Origin of the sequence: Photobacterium aphoticum (assembly GCF_001029435.1) — a bacterium.
GTDB classification, from domain to species: Bacteria; Pseudomonadota; Gammaproteobacteria; order Enterobacterales; family Vibrionaceae; genus Photobacterium; species Photobacterium aphoticum.
Genome location: NZ_LDOV01000010.1, coordinates 319,764 through 336,148, shown reverse-complemented (window position 1 = coordinate 336,148; position 16,385 = coordinate 319,764). Strand labels below are relative to the sequence as shown.

General features: G+C 46.0%; 15 protein-coding genes. 7 read left to right on the top strand and 8 right to left on the bottom strand.

Going from position 1 to position 16,385, the window contains the following annotated elements; all coding sequences use genetic code 11:
* Positions 1-3: 3 nt before the first annotated feature.
* The 4 genes from ABT58_RS05515 to ABT58_RS05500 all read right to left on the bottom strand — a co-directional run bounded on the left by ABT58_RS05515 (position 4) and on the right by ABT58_RS05500 (position 3,702).
* Positions 4-549 carry a hypothetical protein gene (locus tag ABT58_RS05515; protein ID WP_047873326.1) on the bottom strand — a complete coding sequence of 182 codons (546 nt, stop codon included), beginning with the start codon at positions 547-549 and terminating at the stop codon, positions 4-6.
* A 557-nt stretch (positions 550-1,106) separates the two neighbouring features.
* Entirely contained in the window at positions 1,107-1,862 is a 756-nt protein-coding gene (locus tag ABT58_RS05510) for a sulfite exporter TauE/SafE family protein (RefSeq protein ID WP_189595443.1), read from the bottom strand.
* Between the two features lie 5 nt (positions 1,863-1,867).
* Entirely contained in the window at positions 1,868-2,755 is an 888-nt protein-coding gene (locus ABT58_RS05505; RefSeq protein WP_047873325.1) for a sugar phosphate isomerase/epimerase family protein, read from the bottom strand.
* A 53-nt stretch (positions 2,756-2,808) separates the two neighbouring features.
* Positions 2,809-3,702 carry a TIM barrel protein gene (locus tag ABT58_RS05500; RefSeq protein ID WP_047873324.1) on the bottom strand — a complete coding sequence of 298 codons (894 nt, stop codon included), beginning with the start codon at positions 3,700-3,702 and terminating at the stop codon, positions 2,809-2,811.
* A 221-nt stretch (positions 3,703-3,923) separates the two neighbouring features.
* Here ABT58_RS05500 and ABT58_RS05495 point away from each other — a divergent pair, with 221 nt between their 5' ends.
* The 4 genes from ABT58_RS05495 (at position 3,924) to ABT58_RS05480 (ending at position 8,423) form a co-directional block, all read left to right on the top strand.
* The gene (locus tag ABT58_RS05495; protein ID WP_047873323.1) at positions 3,924-5,138 is read left to right on the top strand and encodes an acetyl-CoA C-acetyltransferase; all 1,215 of its coding nucleotides are present in this window, start codon (positions 3,924-3,926) and stop codon (positions 5,136-5,138) included.
* 14 nt (positions 5,139-5,152) lie between these two features.
* Positions 5,153-5,803 (top strand): CoA transferase subunit A, encoded by a 651-nt coding sequence (locus ABT58_RS05490; protein ID WP_047873322.1) that lies wholly within the window; start codon positions 5,153-5,155, stop codon positions 5,801-5,803.
* 2 nt (positions 5,804-5,805) lie between these two features.
* Positions 5,806-6,510: a 3-oxoacid CoA-transferase subunit B gene (locus ABT58_RS05485; RefSeq protein WP_047873321.1), complete on the top strand. Its 705-nt coding sequence runs from the start codon at positions 5,806-5,808 to the stop codon at positions 6,508-6,510.
* A gap of 818 nt (positions 6,511-7,328) precedes the next feature.
* Positions 7,329-8,423, top strand: a complete 1,095-nt coding sequence (locus tag ABT58_RS05480; protein ID WP_047873320.1) for a hypothetical protein — start codon at positions 7,329-7,331, stop codon at positions 8,421-8,423.
* Between the two features lie 427 nt (positions 8,424-8,850).
* Here ABT58_RS05480 and phaC read toward each other — a convergent pair whose 3' ends face one another.
* From phaC to ABT58_RS05460, 4 genes are all read right to left on the bottom strand, one after another.
* Positions 8,851-10,662, bottom strand: a complete 1,812-nt coding sequence (gene phaC / locus ABT58_RS05475; protein WP_047873319.1) for a class I poly(R)-hydroxyalkanoic acid synthase — start codon at positions 10,660-10,662, stop codon at positions 8,851-8,853.
* Between the two features lie 68 nt (positions 10,663-10,730).
* Positions 10,731-11,078, bottom strand: a complete 348-nt coding sequence (locus ABT58_RS05470; RefSeq protein ID WP_047873318.1) for a phasin family protein — start codon at positions 11,076-11,078, stop codon at positions 10,731-10,733.
* Positions 11,079-11,149: 71 nt separating this feature from the next.
* On the bottom strand, positions 11,150-12,358 hold the full coding sequence (locus ABT58_RS05465) for an acetyl-CoA C-acetyltransferase (protein ID WP_047873317.1): 1,209 nt from the start codon (positions 12,356-12,358) through the stop codon (positions 11,150-11,152).
* Between the two features lie 70 nt (positions 12,359-12,428).
* On the bottom strand, positions 12,429-13,169 hold the full coding sequence (locus tag ABT58_RS05460) for an SDR family oxidoreductase (RefSeq protein ID WP_047873316.1): 741 nt from the start codon (positions 13,167-13,169) through the stop codon (positions 12,429-12,431).
* Positions 13,170-13,977: 808 nt separating this feature from the next.
* Between ABT58_RS05460 and ABT58_RS05455 the strand changes: the two genes are divergently transcribed.
* From ABT58_RS05455 to ABT58_RS05445, 3 genes are read left to right on the top strand one after another with little or no spacing between them, the layout of a single operon-like run.
* Positions 13,978-14,934, top strand: a complete 957-nt coding sequence (locus tag ABT58_RS05455) for an AAA family ATPase (RefSeq protein WP_047873315.1) — start codon at positions 13,978-13,980, stop codon at positions 14,932-14,934.
* Positions 14,931-15,896, top strand: coding sequence for a DUF58 domain-containing protein (locus ABT58_RS05450; RefSeq protein ID WP_047873627.1), 966 nt, complete (start codon positions 14,931-14,933; stop codon positions 15,894-15,896). Before ABT58_RS05455 ends, ABT58_RS05450 begins: the two co-directional genes overlap by 4 nt.
* Entirely contained in the window at positions 15,889-16,377 is a 489-nt protein-coding gene (locus ABT58_RS05445) for a DUF4381 domain-containing protein (RefSeq protein ID WP_047873314.1), read from the top strand. Before ABT58_RS05450 ends, ABT58_RS05445 begins: the two co-directional genes overlap by 8 nt.
* Positions 16,378-16,385: the final 8 nt, after the last annotated feature.

The window sequence follows — 16,385 nt, the reverse complement described above, 5'->3', positions numbered from 1 at the left end:
CTATTATCTCATCTGCAAACTAATAAACGCAGCCACTGCAACAATAAACAGCGATGTATAAAGCAATTTGTTTTTCAATGCTTTCTTACGCTTAAATGCCAGTTCCTTAGCTTCTTTTTCACGTTCTTCCGCCTCTCGCTTAAGCTTTTGTTGCATTGAATAAATTTCTTTCACTTTATTCTTAACGGCAACATCTGCATCAACCATTGCGCTCTGTTTATCTTTCAGTGCCACTGCAGCTTGTAAGAAATGAGCTTTTGCAGTCTCATATTGAGTTTGCTGTGAGTCAGGCTCAATCAAACCTTGGTGGTTAACAAGATTTTGAACATCAAATAAGCTGTTTTTAGCTACAACAGGAATCTCATTCTCAATAATTCGGTCGCTAATATTTACAGCTTCATTTTTACAACGTTGAAGTCGTGCTTGATGTTGTTCTAGTCCGGCTTTGATCTTTTCGATTTCAGCCGCTTCTTGCTTTGATGACTGAACAGACTCCACTAATGTATCAATGAGCTCATTAAGCTCTTTGACCGTGCGGGTTTGATTCAAAATTATCTTCCTTGCAATGCAAAATGGGCGGGGATTTATCAAATTTTTTCGAGCCACGGCAAATTAATGCATAAACCAATTTATCGCAATTTTTTTTCACGTAAACGTATGAAATTTTTGATTAAAGAAACCTTTTCACAGTAAGTCTAATATCGATGATGATTAGCACTGACATAGGTAATAATCGTGCAAATTCCCCTTAAGCATATAAACCAAAGATACCATCCTCCAAAGGAATTCATCCAATCGTGTTAGTGCTTAACCACCACCTATTAGTTGACACTTTCTGTTTACACCTCTACCTCCCCACGCCAATAAACATAAGCAATCAGTTTATTATCGAAGAGCTCTCTTTCTATCGCTTCGCTACTACCACATATAAATGATATTTCTTATCAAACTTTAATTCTGTTGGTTGCGAAATTTGACAGATGGCCCGTGCAAAAGCTCATAACTAAAAAATCAAGCTAAGCGAAAACCGTACTAACATAAAAAAGGCTTGAGCAATGAAGAACACCACTCAAGCCAACACACTACGCATAAGACTCGGAGAGTCACTAAATATGAACCGCGACACCTTCAATGAAGAGCTTGGTGCCAGAGACAAACAAAAAGAAATAACACAAGCGATACACCCATACCTGACTGACGCGATGAAGCAGCCATACCCCCATGTACACCCCGACTGGCGCCAATGGCATGAGCATCAGCGCAGTCAGTAAGTTGGTACGATCAAACTCACCCAGTAAGGTATACGGGATCAATTTGAACAGGTTGATAATGGCAAACAACACCGCCATCGTGGCGATAAGTGTGACCTTTTCAAGTTTCAACGGTAACAAGTAGATACTGGCAGGACCTCCACCGGCATGGATGGCAGTACTTGAAAAACCGCCTAGCCCACTCCACCACCAGGCACTGATGCCGCCGGGCTTTTTCGGTGCAGGATCGCCCTGCTGAAACAGATACTGCACACAAAAGAGCAGTGATAATCCTCCAATGAGTAATTTCAGGCCGGCTTCTGGCGTCACGCTAAGAAACACGCCCGCCAGAAAAACCCCTAACAATGAACCCGGCAACATTTGTTTTAGGATGGAATACTCCGCATTCTGATAATGCTGCTTCACCGCAAACGCATCCATTACGCAGAGGATCGGCAGCAAAATCGCTGCCGCTTGCGTGGGGGACACCACCATGGCCATTAACGGCACAGCAATGATCCCCAACGCGCCTCCTAATCCTCCTTTACCGATCCCGTAGATCAACACAGCAGGGATCGCCATGATATAAAACCAAGGGTCACTGACCACCATGATGATTACACACCGCAGTCAGACAGATAGGTTCTGCTCTTAGCCAGATCCTGCTTCACGGTCTCGATTGCCGAAACAGGATGTTCCTGCTCAACCACCAGCCAGCCTTGGTAGTTCATCTCTTTCAACAGACGCCAAATCTCGTTCAGCTTAATGCTGCCCTGCCCGAGCGGACGCGTCAGTGACTGGCTGTAAGCCTGATGGATCCCGCAGCGATCACGGCGAACCTGATGCAATTGCTGCGCATCAATGTCTTTAACATGCACATGCTCTAAACGGTTAGCGTAGCGGCGTAGCATCACTTCTGGCTGCATACCGTCGATGTAGAGATGACCGACATCCAAACACAATCCCAACTTATTGGCCGGAATGGCATTCATCACAGCGGCAATCTCATCTTCAAACGCGACATAGCCCCCAGAGCTTGGGTGTAACAGCACACGGATCCCCTGCTGTTCAGCCAGCGCTACCACTTCTAAAATGGTAGCAATCATCGCAGCCATGCTTTCACGGTTCAGACGCGGTGCAATCACACTTTGCCCGACATACGCATCACGCACGGTATTCTTGGCATCCATGATCAGTAGCTTGTCGACCCCAATAGCAACGAGTCGTCGCACTTCTTTTTCCGCTTTTTCCACAATTCGCTGACGTGCAGACGGATCACTGAACGCTTCATGTAAGTTACCCGCACACGCCCGCAAACCACGCACTCGCAAAGCACTTTTCAGCAACTCAGGATCATCGGGGAAATACCCGATCGGCCCCAGTTCGATACCTTCGTACCCCGCTTCACGCGCTTCCACTAAAATCCGCCCCCAGCTTGGATTCACACTGAGTTCAGACGGTTCCACTCCCCAGCAACAAGGGGCACAAGCTACCTTCATATTCATGACTACATCCTTAAATCAATCAACTTCAAATATGGTGAGGTTCACCGCTAGGGTTACAGCGTTAAACCGTTATCAATTAAAAACTGGCGACTTTGCATGATGTCTTGCAGCGTGGTATCGGCATGGCGAGGATCGCGCTCTTGCTCGATGGTGATCCAGCCGTGATAGCCAATTTGCGATAATGCGGCCATGACCTGCTGATAATCGATGGCCCCTTGCCCAATCGGACACATCACGCCGTCTGCACACGCCTGCCAAAATCCCACCTGCTGGGTAATTGCAGCTTCAAGGCGTTGTTTATTCACATCTTTAAAGTGCACGTATTCTAAACGGTCGGCATAATCAATCAGGCTTTGTGCCGGATCCATGCCGGCATAATATAAATGGCCGGTATCCAGACAGAGGCCGATGTCGTCTACGGGTAAATCTGCTAATAAACGATCGAGTTCATCCTGATATTCGATATACCCACCAGCATGAGGATGCACCACCGCGCGAATATTATGCTGCGCCGCAATGGCGCTGATCTGGCGGATGGTATCCATCATGTGCGACCAGCGTTGATCATCGAGGCGAGGCGCTAATGCCGAATTCCCCGCACACTGGCTTCGGATGTCATTCACGCAATCAATCACCACCAAACGCTCGCAGCCAATTTGTTCCAGCAAACCACACAAGCGTTTGGTTTTATGAATAATTTCTTGATAAGCATGCGGCTCTGACAGAGGTTCAAACAACGTCCCCGCGCACACTTCTAATTCTTTCAGGTAGAGCGCCGTATTGATCATATCGGCATCTAATGGGAAAAAGCCAAACGGCCCTAACTCTGTTCCGAAATACCCGGCCTTGCGGGTTTCCGACAATACAGTGATCCAATCTGGGTTATGCGGGTTATCTGTTGATTCAACGCCCCAGCAACAAGGCGCGCAAGCAAGTATATAACTCATGGTATTTCCCCTTTCTTAATTGAAAGTGCAATTAAATGACTGATCTGCTCGTACTGCGGCAATACACCAAGAGTAAGCCTGAAAAAGAAAACAGAGCGTGATTTACCCCTCATCCTATTTTTGCATTTACGCAAATCTGATTTGAAAGTTTGGCTATAACACTTCCTCAAACAGAATCCGTAGACTGAATGCAACTTCGTTAACTTGTTACAGGATGTAGTATGGAATCCGTATATATCGTTGCCGCTAAGCGCACTCCAATTGGCAATTTCAATGGCGCTCTTGCCCCAGTCTCTGCACCACAACTGGGTGCCACCGCAATCAAAGCCGCACTTAACCAGTGTGAGCTGTCGCCAGACTTAATTGATGAGGTGATTGCAGGGAACGTGCTGAGTGCTGGCATTGGCATGGGCCCGGGTCGTCAGGCGGCGATTCTGGCAGGCATCCCTGAAACGGTACCGGCTTACACCCTGAACATGATTTGTGGCAGTGGCATGAAAACCGTGATGGACGCTGTCAGCCATATTCGTGCCGGTGAAGCCGACATCATTGTGGCGTGCGGGATGGAAAGCATGTCTCAGGCACCTTTCATTTCCTCTAACCAATTGCGTCAAGGCGTGAAAATGGGTCATCAAATGTTTGAAGACTCCATCATCAAAGACGGCCTGACCGATGTGTTTAATCAGTACCACATGGGGATCACGGCTGAAAATATTGCGGAACTGCACGGTATCAGCCGTGAAGCCCAAGATGCCTTTGCGCTGGCAAGCCAACAAAAAGCGGTTGCAGCCATGCAAGCCCACGGCTTCAAAGACGAAATTGAACCAGTAAACGTCGATTTCCGTCGTCAGCAATACACGGTTGAGTTGGATGAATACCCGAAAGCCGATGCCACATTAGAAAAACTGCAAGCACTGCGCCCTGCCTTCAATAAAGACGGGACGGTCACGGCGGGTAATGCCTCCGGTATCAATGATGGCGCATCAGCATTGATTTTGGCCTCTGCGGCAGCCGTTAAACGCCATAACTTACGCCCATTGGCAGAAATCGTTGCCTGTGGTCAGGCTGGCGTATCACCAAAAGTGATGGGGCTTGGGCCTGTACCGGCTATCGCCAATGCATTGGAAATAACCAACCTCGCCCTGCAAGACATCACGTGTCTGGAATTGAATGAAGCCTTTGCCGCACAAGCATTGGGCGTGATGAAAGGATTATGTGAACAACACGATGTGGATCCAGAATGGCTTGCCGCGCACACCAATTTCAATGGTGGTGCTATTGCCCTTGGTCACCCGTTGGGGGCATCAGGAAACCGCATTTTGACCAGTTTGATTTATGAGATGCACCGCGCTGAACATACCTTTGGCCTAGCCTCCCTGTGTATTGGGGGTGGCATGGGTACCGCCGTGATTCTTCGTCGTTGCGATGCAGCATAAAAGGAGTATTGACTATGAAAAAAATGATTACTGCCCAAGACATCGCTGGGCTACTTCGTGATGACATGACCATTATGATCGGCGGCTTCATGGCAACCGGTGCCCCAGAAGGGCTTATCGACATCATTTTGGAATCTGGGGTGAAAAACCTGACGTTGATCAGCACCGATACCGGCACCCCTGAAACCGGATCTGGCCGCCTGATCCGCGCAAAACGTATTCGTAAACTGTTTGCGTCGCACATTGGTACCAACCCTGAAACGGGCGCACTGATGAACAGCGGCGAACTGGAAGTGGAATTGGTCCCACAAGGCACACTGGCAGAGCGCATTCGTGCAGGCGGCGCGGGCTTAGGTGGCGTACTGACACCGACCGGCCTTGGCACCATGGTGGCGGAAGGCAAACAAGTCATCAACATTGATGGCAAAGACTTCCTGTTAGAAAAACCGTTGCGTGCAGATTTGGCCTTCATCCGTGGTTCGATTGTCGACCACAAAGGCAACGTGTTCTACAAGCGCACCACGCAAAACTTTAACCCAATGATGGCAACGGCAGCAGACATTGTTGTCGTCGAAGCAGAAAAACTGGTCAATACCGGTGACATTGAACCGGAATGCGTCCACACCCCTGGCCTATTCGTGAATCACATCTATCAAGGAGCGTAATCATGGCTATTATTCGAGACAAAAACGTTATTCGTCGCATGATCGCTTGGCGTGTGGCACAAGAACTGAAAGATGGCGACGTCGTTAACTTGGGTATCGGCCTGCCCTCTCTGGTAGCGAATGAAACCAGCAGCGACATTGAGATTTTACTGCAATCAGAAAATGGCCTGATCGGCATCGGTGCTATGGCGACCGAAGAAAACCGCGACCCTGATTTGGTGAATGCGGGTGGTCAGCCTATCACGGCAATTACGGGTGCGTGCTACTTCAACAGTGCAGATTCCTTCACCATCATCCGTGGTGGCCATGTGGATGTGACTGTACTGGGTGCGCTACAGGTTGACCAGCACGGTAATCTGGCGAACTGGATCATCCCTGGCAAAATGGTACCAGGCATGGGCGGCGCGATGGATCTCGTGGTGGGGGCAAAGAAAGTGATTGTTGCCATGGAGCACACAGTCAAAGGCCAGCCAAAACTGCTGAAAGAATGTAATTTGCCACTGACCGCTGCCAATCAAGTGGATTTGATTATTACGGAGTTTGGCGTGATTGAAATCACTCCTGAAGGCATGATGCTGACAGAATTGGCACCGGGCGTAACTCTAGATGAGATTCAAGCGGCCACTGAAGCAGAACTGATCATTTCGCCAAACCTGACGGCAATGGCTGTCCCAGCGGATCTGTACCCAGCCAGTACAGCTGCCTAACAAGCGCCATTGCTGTGACAACACAGCGAAAGCGTGAAACGAACGTGTTATCGAAAAACAAGCTACATCGTAAAAAAAGCGCTGCTCCATCAGACAGCAGCGCACTCCGAACTAACCTACCTTTTGGTTTCCTTTCAGCCGGTTGAGTGACCCTCTCCGGCTGCTTTTTTATCGTTTCGCTTTAATTTATGTGTCGTGGTTTATACACGATCTTATCTATTCACGGGTAAGTCACGACTAAATCGTAAGTCGATCTGCGGGCATCGTGACGCATAACTGGACATTTCCGTGTTACGAATAAGCACGACATCCATCCAGTTCATATGAAAAAATATATGGCAAGATGGGTTGCAAAATCGCTATCTCTGGCAACGATTCATAAATATGATGAGGAAATATTGGCGGCTTTATGAGCAAACAAAAATGACACCCGAAGGTGTCACTATACGTGCTGAGTCTTTATCTCATTGGTTACGCTGGGTAACCGCAGGAATTGCTAAGGGAACGTTTGATATTTCGATAACGACCACACAGTGCGTTAAATGATCTGACACCATGGGATGTTTAGATAAATATTCTATATTTATCTAATCTAACTCAACAGCTAAAGAGAAAATGTCATAGGACATTTATGTCTAAAGGTAAACTAACTAATTATCTCAAATATACCTCCATACTCAACACTGATAATGCGCAAGATCACACTGGTTTAAATTTCAAATAGCTTTTATTATGTCATAACAGTAAAGTAATTATAAATATCATTCCTTATACATTTTTGTGACTAAGGTTTTTCAATAGATAACTAAGGATTAAAAGTGAAAAACGTCAATTATGAGGCCCCTATAAAATTTTTATTTTATCTTCACGAACAAGGGTATTTTTCAAAATCAATAGATAAAAAGGTGAAATCAAACCTCATACATGCTATCGCTATATTAAAGAGTAATAATTCACGCGAAGATGATTTGCTTGGATTTAATTCATTGTATTCAAATTATTGTTCGAATGAAAAAATAAAAGTTGATATTATTAGTTACTTTAACTATCTAATATCCATATCCCCTTTTAAAAATGAAACTATTGTGTTAGATGATATATCATATTTCGATGATTTAATAAATTCATATAAGTTGTCGATTTGGTTACATAATTACAAAATAGATGATATAAGTAGGGTAGCCTCAGAGTTAAATAAATATTTGAATAGTCCTTATACTTCAAATGATAAATCCGAACCTCATATTGATAAGTTTTTGTACTTTAGTTGTGAAAAGTACCACCAAACAACAAAGCACCTATTTGGTTCCTCATTAAGATGCCATCCAATGCGTTGGTCTGATTTCTCATCTCCCTTGAAAGAAGATGTATTTTTTAATACTACGTACTTAAGTTATAAGAAACGATTAAAAAAATCACTCAAGACCAATTTGAATAATATTATTGGACGTTTATACATCCTAAATGGCTATGACTTTACAAAGAAATCAAAAAAAGATTACTTCACTTTACTTAATGGCACATGTAAATCAGACACTGATTTTTTTAAAAAATATATTTTTAACATTTGCTTAGTCAGAGATTATAAGCTTCTATGTGAATTTATTGAAATAAACCCCGTTGATTATAGTGATAATGATATTAAACTAATACTCTCATCTTATAAAGAGTTAGCAAAGTCTGTTGGTCCGTATTCAAGAAAATTTTTTGGTAAAGTTTGCCTTAGTTGGTACAGAGATTTTAATTTGAGTGAAAATGGGTTTGATAAAATTAAAAGAATCGCTATTGAAGAAAAGAAATGTATTAAATTACAGCAAGCTGAAATGAGAAAAATGAGAAAGGGTATAGAAAGATTAGAACTAGGAGAGGACCTAAAAATACTACTTAGCCTAGATTGTGAATTTGATGACTAATTTGGTTGCATTTCAGGCCAGAAAGGTAACGAATACTTTACAATATGAATTGTACGAAAATCCATCATAGCAAACACGTTTCTGGACAGAAGCCATTTGGGCAACCTGATTCTGTATTATTCATCCCTAATCCAACGGCTTTATCATTCTGAGCCACCAGCTTTACCTTAGCTTATTGAACTTCACCTTGGTTAAATGCATGCCCTAACCCCCTTCCATTCACACTGGCTGTGCTGAACCCTACCTTGTGTTTGAATGCGACTCGTCGAGCATGTTAAGACGATTCATCGTTAACCATGCGTGTCAGGGCAACGATTCATATTGAAAAAACCTCTTCGCCTCATTCTTTAGGCATAAAAAAACCAGTGACGGGCACTGGTTTTTGATCGATCTCATCTCGGAAAGAATGGCTGTCAATTCACTCGAATCAAACGGCTTTTTCTACTTTAGGGATCAGCGCGTTAGACACTTCAATTGGTAGCTTTTGTAGAACATAACCACCTGGTGCGGCTTCACGAACAGGATACTGCTCGCTGCCTGCCTGGCGTGGTTCAACGGCTTCCGCCTCTTCAAACCCGGCTAACCAGTTGTTCCAGTGTCCCCACCATGAACCTTCCTCACGCTTGGCACCTTTTAGCCATGCTTCTGGGTCTGCCACATTCTTATCGTTTGTCCAGAAACCATATTTGTTTTTCGCAGGATGGTTCACGATACCTGCAATATGGCCTGATTCGCCCAATACGAATGTAGATTTCCCGCTCAGAGTCTTCGCACCACGGTACGTACCCTGCCACAAGGCAATGTGATCTTCTTGAGTAGAGATAAAGTAGGTTGGGATCTTGATCTTAGACAGATCAATATACACACCATTAATCTTGTACCCTTTCGGATCAATCAAACGGTTTTCCAGGTAGAACTGACGCAGCAAAGTGCTGTGACACGCTACGGCTACGTTTGTACTGTCGCCATTCCAATACAACAAATCAAAATCAATCGGGCTGTTACCCTTCAGATAGTTGTTGATGTAGTAGTTCCAGTACAGGCTGTTTTCACGCAGCAAGCTGAATGTCACGCTCAGTGAGCGGCCATCCATGTACCCTTTGGCTTCATTCTGCGCTTCAATGGCCGAAATGATCGGATCATTGATGTACGCACCAATTTCACCCGGCTGAGAGAAGTCCAAAATAGTCGTGAAGAACGTCGCTGACTTAATACGGCTACGCATACGCTTCGCGGAATAGTACGCCAGAGCAATCGCCAACAGCGTACCGCCGATGCAGTAACCCGCCGCATTGATTTGCTTCTCGCCTGTGACTTCTTCCACAACATCAACGGCTTTTACAACACCGTCTACCACGTAATCATCAAAGTCGATGTCAAACATGCTGGCATCAGGATTACGCCAAGACATCATAAATACGGTGTGACCCTGCTCTACCAGCCAGCGCACCATTGAGTTCTTCTCACGAAGATCCAGAATGTAGTATTTATTGATAAACGGCGGCACGATCAGCAGTGGCGTCGCGTTAACTTTCTCTGTGACTGGCTTGTATTGAATCAACTCAAAGAGATGGTTTTTGTAAATCACATCCCCTGGAGTGTTCGCTACGTTTTCACCAAGATGGAAGGCACCGTCGTTGGTCATACGGATTTTCAATACATCCGCACTCGACTGCATGTCTTGCTGTAGCAACTCCATCCCTTTCACCAAGTTCTGGCCGTTACTTTCCATCGTTAACTTCGCCAACTCAGGGTTGGTGGTAACAAAGTTGGTTGGTGATAAGGCGTTAATGGCTTGTCGAGAGAAGAAACTCAAACGCTCTTTGGCGTTCTCATCAATGCCATCAATACAGTCGATGGTTTCTTTCATCTTATTGCTAAAAAGCAAATAAGACTGTTTGATATAACTGTAAAACGCTTCATTGTCCCAAGCTGGGTCCATGAAGCGTTTATCATCTTTTTCAGGCTTAATGACTTCATTGCCGCCACCATTATTCATGGCGACACTTTGCCAAATCTTAAATTGATTATCCCACCAGTCCATTTGCACTTTAGCAAGAACAGCTGGCTGCGCTGCCGCTTTTTCTAATAGCTTTGAGGTGTCCTCAAGGCTCAGTTCATTAAGCGCTTTATTTAAGGGACTGTTGATGGCTGCCTTGCCGGAATCCAACTCCTTCCACCACATTTGGTTCATTTCGTGGAGCTTGGCAAAGTAGTCCGAAAAGAAGTTATGGTTCATTACAATGACCTCTATATTAGGACTAATAAAGCCGCCCCAAGGCTGGGGCGGCTATGTGGTCATTTAACTTAAGCTGGCGTCGCTTGTTTTACGTTCTCAGCCACTAGCTCTTCAACTTCTGTTTTGAAGCTTTGAGCAACAGCAGTGAACTTGTTGCTGTCGTCAATCAGTTGCTGAGATAGCTTAGTCAACGTTTCAAGCTGCTGGCTGTTGAACTCAGCAAATGACTGTACGTCTTTTACTTCGCTCACGGCTTTCAACTGAGATAGACCTAGGTCTGTGTAAGCACGTACCGCAGCCAATTGAAGCTCAGTTAGCTCTTCAACATTTTTAGTGAAAAGCTTGTTGAATTTCACGTATGGTGCAAGTGATTTTTCAGTCTGCTCAGAGAAAGACTTGAACATTTCCGTATACATAACTTTTTTCCTTAGTAGTAAGTAATATTACGCGTGCCTGTTTTCAACATTCAGGCACAATACCGATGAAATTAAACACGTTTTAATACAACTGCTGTACCCATACCGCCACCTACACACAAGGTCGCGAGGCCATGCTCTGTACCACGGCGGCGCATTTCATGAAGGAGGCTAACCAGAATACGGTTACCTGATGCACCCAGCGGGTGACCCAGGGCAATCGCGCCACCGTTCACGTTTGAACGCTCCGCAATATCTTCAACTTTTACATTCAGTTCGTCGGCCAGCTCGTGCAGTACGCCCAAAGCTTGACCCGCAAACGCTTCGTTAAATTCAAATAGACCAACTTCGTCTAGTTTCAGGTTGGCTTTATCCAGCGCTTTAATGACAGCAGGAACAGGACCTAAGCCCATCACTTCCGGTGCTACACCCGCTTGTGCATAGCTTTCAACTTCTGCCAGCGGCGTCAGGCCATATTTGGCCACAGCAGCTTCTGATGCCACGATGATGGCACTTGCACCGTCATTGATGCCTGATGCATTACCGGCCGTTACCGAGCCACCCTCACGCTTAAACGCCGGGCGAAGTTTCGCCAGACCTTCAATGCTTGCATCCGCTTTTGGATATTCGTCTGTATCCACCACTTTCGTTTCACGACGAGAAACCACTTCAACCGGTGCGATTTCATCAACAAACTTACCTTGCTCAATCGCCGCGACCGCTTTTTGCTGGCTCGCCAGGGCAAAGTTGTCTTGCTGCTCACGGGTTAGGCCGACTTTTTCGACCACGTTTTCTGCCGTCACGCCCATGTGGTAGTTATTGAAGACATCCGTCAAACCGTCAGAAATCAACAGGTCAGCCAGTTCCAGGTTACCCATTTTTTGACCATCACGAATTGCAGATGAAGCACAGAATGGAATTTGAGACATGTTTTCGGCGCCCGCCGCCACAACAAGGTCAGCATCGCCAGCTTTGATGTGCGCAGCCGCATCCATCACGGCTTTCATACCAGAGCCACACACCATGTTCAGGCTGTAGGCTGGTACTTCTTGAGGGATACCTGCATAGATAGCAGCTTGACGACCTGGGCCCATACCTTGGCCTGCGCCAACCACGTTACCCAGAATCACTTCGTCCAGGTTCGCCGGATCCAGTTTGGCATCGGCTAAGGCACCTTTAATGGCTACTGCTGCCAGTTGTGCCGCAGGCACGGATTTCAATGCACCGTTAAAGCTACCTAGAGGAGTACGTTTTGCAGCGACAATATACACTTTAGTCATGATGTTTTGCGTCCTTACAAGATCAATCAATCGTTTCTATTTTTAAGCTCAATTCAGTCACGTACAGGCATTAGTGCATGTACAAACCGCCGTTCACAGACAATGTTTCGCCCGTGATATAAGCCGCTGCGTCGCTTGCTAGGAATGTTACGGCTGCTGCCACTTCCGCTGGTGCAGCAAGACGTTTCATTGGAATTTCGGCTTTAATGCTATCAAGCACTTCTGGCTTGATGGCTTCAACCATTGGTGTCCCTGTGTATCCCGGTGCAATCGCATTAACGGTTACGCCAGAACGCGCACCTTCTGCTGCCAAGGCTTTGGTGAAACCAATCATGCCCGCTTTCGCCGCAGAATAGTTGGCCTGACCAAACTGGCCTTTCAGCCCGTTCACTGAAGAGATATTGATAATGCGCGCATTACCACGCTCACACATTGCAGCAAACAGAGGTTGCGTCACGTTAAACAAGCTGTTGAGGTTGGTGGTAATCACCTCATCCCATTGTTCTTTTGTCATACGCTTAAACGTTGTATCACGCGTAATACCTGCGTTATTTACTAGCACATCAATGTTACCTTCTTCCTGCAATAATGTTGCAAGCGCTTCCTGGCAGTATGCCGCGTCTGTAACATCCAGCGGGAAAAGACGAACCTGATCTTCTGAATAATTATTCTCTTTAAACCATTCTTTAGCTTTTGCTTCACCACTTGGGTAATACGTGGCAATAACACGATACCCAGCATCCACTAATCCTTTTGTGATTGATGAACCAATACCACCCTTCGCACCAGTTACTAATGCATTTTTACTCATCTCAGAAGACTCCATTTCATCGCGATAACGACATGACTTTCATTTTTCAACAGGTTATTGATACCTGAATCATAAAAGTCACTAACCAACCTGAACGTATATTCGTTCATTTGTTTCTTTTAATTGCATCCTAGCGAGCGATAAAGTCACTTAGGTGACTGTTACGTTTCACAAATATTATAAGAACACATGCACATATTAATATCAACACAAAGCATTCAAGGTCATACCAATATTCCTGCATAGAATCACATTTACATTTTGCAACATGCACAACATTCAAATGTGTCAATATTGTTGATTTTTATAAAGTGAGAATGGGTGAATTGGTTAATGCTTATAAATCATAGAGGTAGCGCAAAAAGTAAACAATTAAGCATAATCACAATAGGAGGGATTGGGGTATTTATCCGTGTTATTTAGGTGCAATATATTGCTATCAATGTTGCTAATAAAACGATGTTTCTTCCTCTTTTTCACTGCACATCAGCGATCAGGCGTCGTAGGCAATGTTGCAAAATGTGACATGGTAGACACAAATAGTTTTTCTCTATGTATGCGTAACTGTTGTCTTCGCCTAAAAAACAGCCAATCAAACACCCTTCACCACAAGAATGTGAACTAAACCCTTTTGAATAAGTCTGACAGTCCATATACCCAAGGTGACTCAAGCCGTGTGCTGTCGCACTATGATTGAGCATAGTTACGCTGTGCTTCATTCATCACTGATGCTCGCTTAGCACCCCTCCTTGAGATACGTTAGGTCTATTGTTTTCTTGACTGTTTCATTAAAGGACACATTCCATCCATGTTGACATCTACATTCCAACGCCTTCAGACATACCTGAATTCTCAGGTTATTGGTCAGCCTGATCTTGTTAAACAGTTAATGATTGCCTTACTGGCAGATGGTCACATCCTTGTTGAAGGGCCTCCGGGGTTAGCAAAAACCCGTGCTGTAAAAGTCTTGTCTGATTGTATTGAAGGACAGTTCCACCGTATTCAGTTCACGCCAGATCTCTTGCCGGCTGACTTAACCGGTACCGATATCTACCGCCCGGAAACCGGTGAATTTACCTTCCAGCCGGGGCCCATCTTTAACGCCCTACTACTGGCCGATGAAATTAACCGTGCACCGGCAAAAGTGCAGGCAGCGATGCTAGAAGCGATGGCAGAGAAACAAATCACGGCGGGTAAAAACACCTACCCACTGCCGGATCTGTTTTTGGTGATGGCGACCCAGAACCCGATTGAACAAGAAGGGACCTATCCGCTTCCTGAAGCGCAGCTAGACCGTTTCTTACTGCAACTCAATGTGGATTACCCGGATGCGGCCAGTGAGTTGGAAATTCTGCGCTTGAACCGAGGCGAAGCGTTGGGCGTCGCGCCGACAGAATCGGTACACATTACCCAGCAAGAGATTTTCACCGCCCGTAAAGAAGTGCTGACCATTCACATGGCGGAAGATGTGGAGCAATACATCATTCGTTTGGTCATGGCGACCCGTGAACCGAACCGTTACAGCGAACAATTAGCGGGTTGGCTACAAATGGGTGTCAGCCCTCGTGCCACATTGGCATTGGATCGCTGTGCGCGTGCCCATGCATGGTTGTGCGGTCGTGATTATGTCACGCCTGAAGATGTTCAACACATGGCGTACCCGGTACTGCGTCACCGCCTATTGCGCAGCTATGAAGCGCAAGCAGAAGGTATCGCAGCGGATACCATTATTGAACATCTGATTGCACAGGTAGCATGCGCATGACAACACAGACAACGATTCCAGCACTGCCTCTACACAGTGATGGCGTCAATTTGTGTCTGGCTGAGCTGTTGCAATACAAAAATCAATCCGTGCGCTGGCTACCGCCAGCGCAGAGTGTTTGGTCACAGCTTAATGGCCAGCATCAGAGTCGCCGTAAAGGTCGGGGCATGAACTTTTCCGAAGTGCGCCCTTATCAACCCGGGGACGATATTCGCGCTATTGATTGGCGCGTTACCGCCCGTACCGGTAAAACCCACACGAAATTGTTCACCGAAGAACGCGAACAACCGGTCATGCTGCTCATTGATCTCAATGCCAGCATGTGTTTCGGCTCTCAATTGATGCTCAAATCTGTGCAAGCGGCGCATTTTGCCAGTTTGCTCAGTTGGCTGGCGATCAGTGAAAAAGACCGTATCGGGGCTATTATCTATGACGGGCATACTTTGGTTGATTGTAAGCCTACGGGTCGTCAGCAAGGGCCATTGAACGTCATCAATGCCATGATTGCGGCTCACCAAGCCATCACAAACAACGAACAGGCATCACCTGTGGCGAGTTTACCGTTTGCCGATGCGCTCAAACACTTGCATCACCTCTGTCCTAAAGGCAGTGAAATTGTGATTTTGAGTGATTTTTATCAACTGAACGACGCCGATCAGCGCCGTTTAAGTCAGTTACGCCAGCATAACCGTATTCAATTTGTACAAGTGTATGACCCGCTGGAACAAGGACAAACGACCTTCAAAGGTGTCGAATACGTCACGGATAATGAACAGGCAACCTGGCTGGATTTCTCCTCATCCCGTACTCGTGACGGCCTGAATCAACAATACCAATCCCACCAACAGTTCTTGCATGCTTTCTGTAAACGTCTGGCGATCCCACTGCATTCGCTATCGGCTGCGCAGCCTCTGATGCAACAATTGGGTTTTGCGGGTGCACAAGGAGGCACACATGGCTGATGCAACCACAACCCCCGTATTGCCGCTGGCTGACATTCATCTGCCTGCTGCTCCGGGCTTATGGCCTTTAGCCTGGGGCTGGTGGGTATGCCTGGTGATCGCTGTGATTGCCGCTTTATTTTTGGGCTATTGGCTTTGGCGTCATCGTCAAAAAAATCGGGCACGCCGCGAAGCACTTCTGCAATTACAACGGCTCACGCAACCTAATCAGTTTGGTGAACTCAACCAACTGCTGCGCCAAATGGCGATGACCTACCGTTCACGTCAGCAAGTTGCTGGGTTAACGGGAGAAAAATGGCTATCGTTCCTTGATGCTCAGTTACCGATGAAACATACCGGTTTCATGGCGCTCTCTAGCGAATGGCAACAAGGGCTGTTTTCTCCGACACCACTGAGTGAAAAGCAATATGCAGCCTGCTTACAACAAGCCAAAGTGTGGATAAAAAAAGCACAGTTTGTACAGCATGAGCAGAATAAGTAGGACAATGT

Bases quoted from the DNA above. Each gene is read 5' to 3' on its own strand.
- ABT58_RS05510 (WP_189595443.1), bottom strand. From the start codon at position 1,862: ATGGTGGTCAGTGACCCTTGGTTTTATATCATGGCGATCCCTGCTGTG.
- ABT58_RS05505 (WP_047873325.1), bottom strand. From the start codon at position 2,755: ATGAATATGAAGGTAGCTTGTGCCCCTTGTTGCTGGGGAGTGGAACCG.
- ABT58_RS05500 (WP_047873324.1), bottom strand. From the start codon at position 3,702: ATGAGTTATATACTTGCTTGCGCGCCTTGTTGCTGGGGCGTTGAATCA.
- ABT58_RS05495 (WP_047873323.1), top strand. From the start codon at position 3,924: ATGGAATCCGTATATATCGTTGCCGCTAAGCGCACTCCAATTGGCAAT.
- ABT58_RS05490 (WP_047873322.1), top strand. From the start codon at position 5,153: ATGAAAAAAATGATTACTGCCCAAGACATCGCTGGGCTACTTCGTGAT.
- ABT58_RS05485 (WP_047873321.1), top strand. From the start codon at position 5,806: ATGGCTATTATTCGAGACAAAAACGTTATTCGTCGCATGATCGCTTGG.
- phaC (WP_047873319.1), bottom strand. From the start codon at position 10,662: ATGAACCATAACTTCTTTTCGGACTACTTTGCCAAGCTCCACGAAATG.
- ABT58_RS05470 (WP_047873318.1), bottom strand. From the start codon at position 11,078: ATGTATACGGAAATGTTCAAGTCTTTCTCTGAGCAGACTGAAAAATCA.
- ABT58_RS05465 (WP_047873317.1), bottom strand. From the start codon at position 12,358: ATGACTAAAGTGTATATTGTCGCTGCAAAACGTACTCCTCTAGGTAGC.
- ABT58_RS05460 (WP_047873316.1), bottom strand. From the start codon at position 13,169: ATGAGTAAAAATGCATTAGTAACTGGTGCGAAGGGTGGTATTGGTTCA.
- ABT58_RS05455 (WP_047873315.1), top strand. From the start codon at position 13,978: ATGTTGACATCTACATTCCAACGCCTTCAGACATACCTGAATTCTCAG.
- ABT58_RS05450 (WP_047873627.1), top strand. From the start codon at position 14,931: ATGACAACACAGACAACGATTCCAGCACTGCCTCTACACAGTGATGGC.
- ABT58_RS05445 (WP_047873314.1), top strand. From the start codon at position 15,889: ATGGCTGATGCAACCACAACCCCCGTATTGCCGCTGGCTGACATTCAT.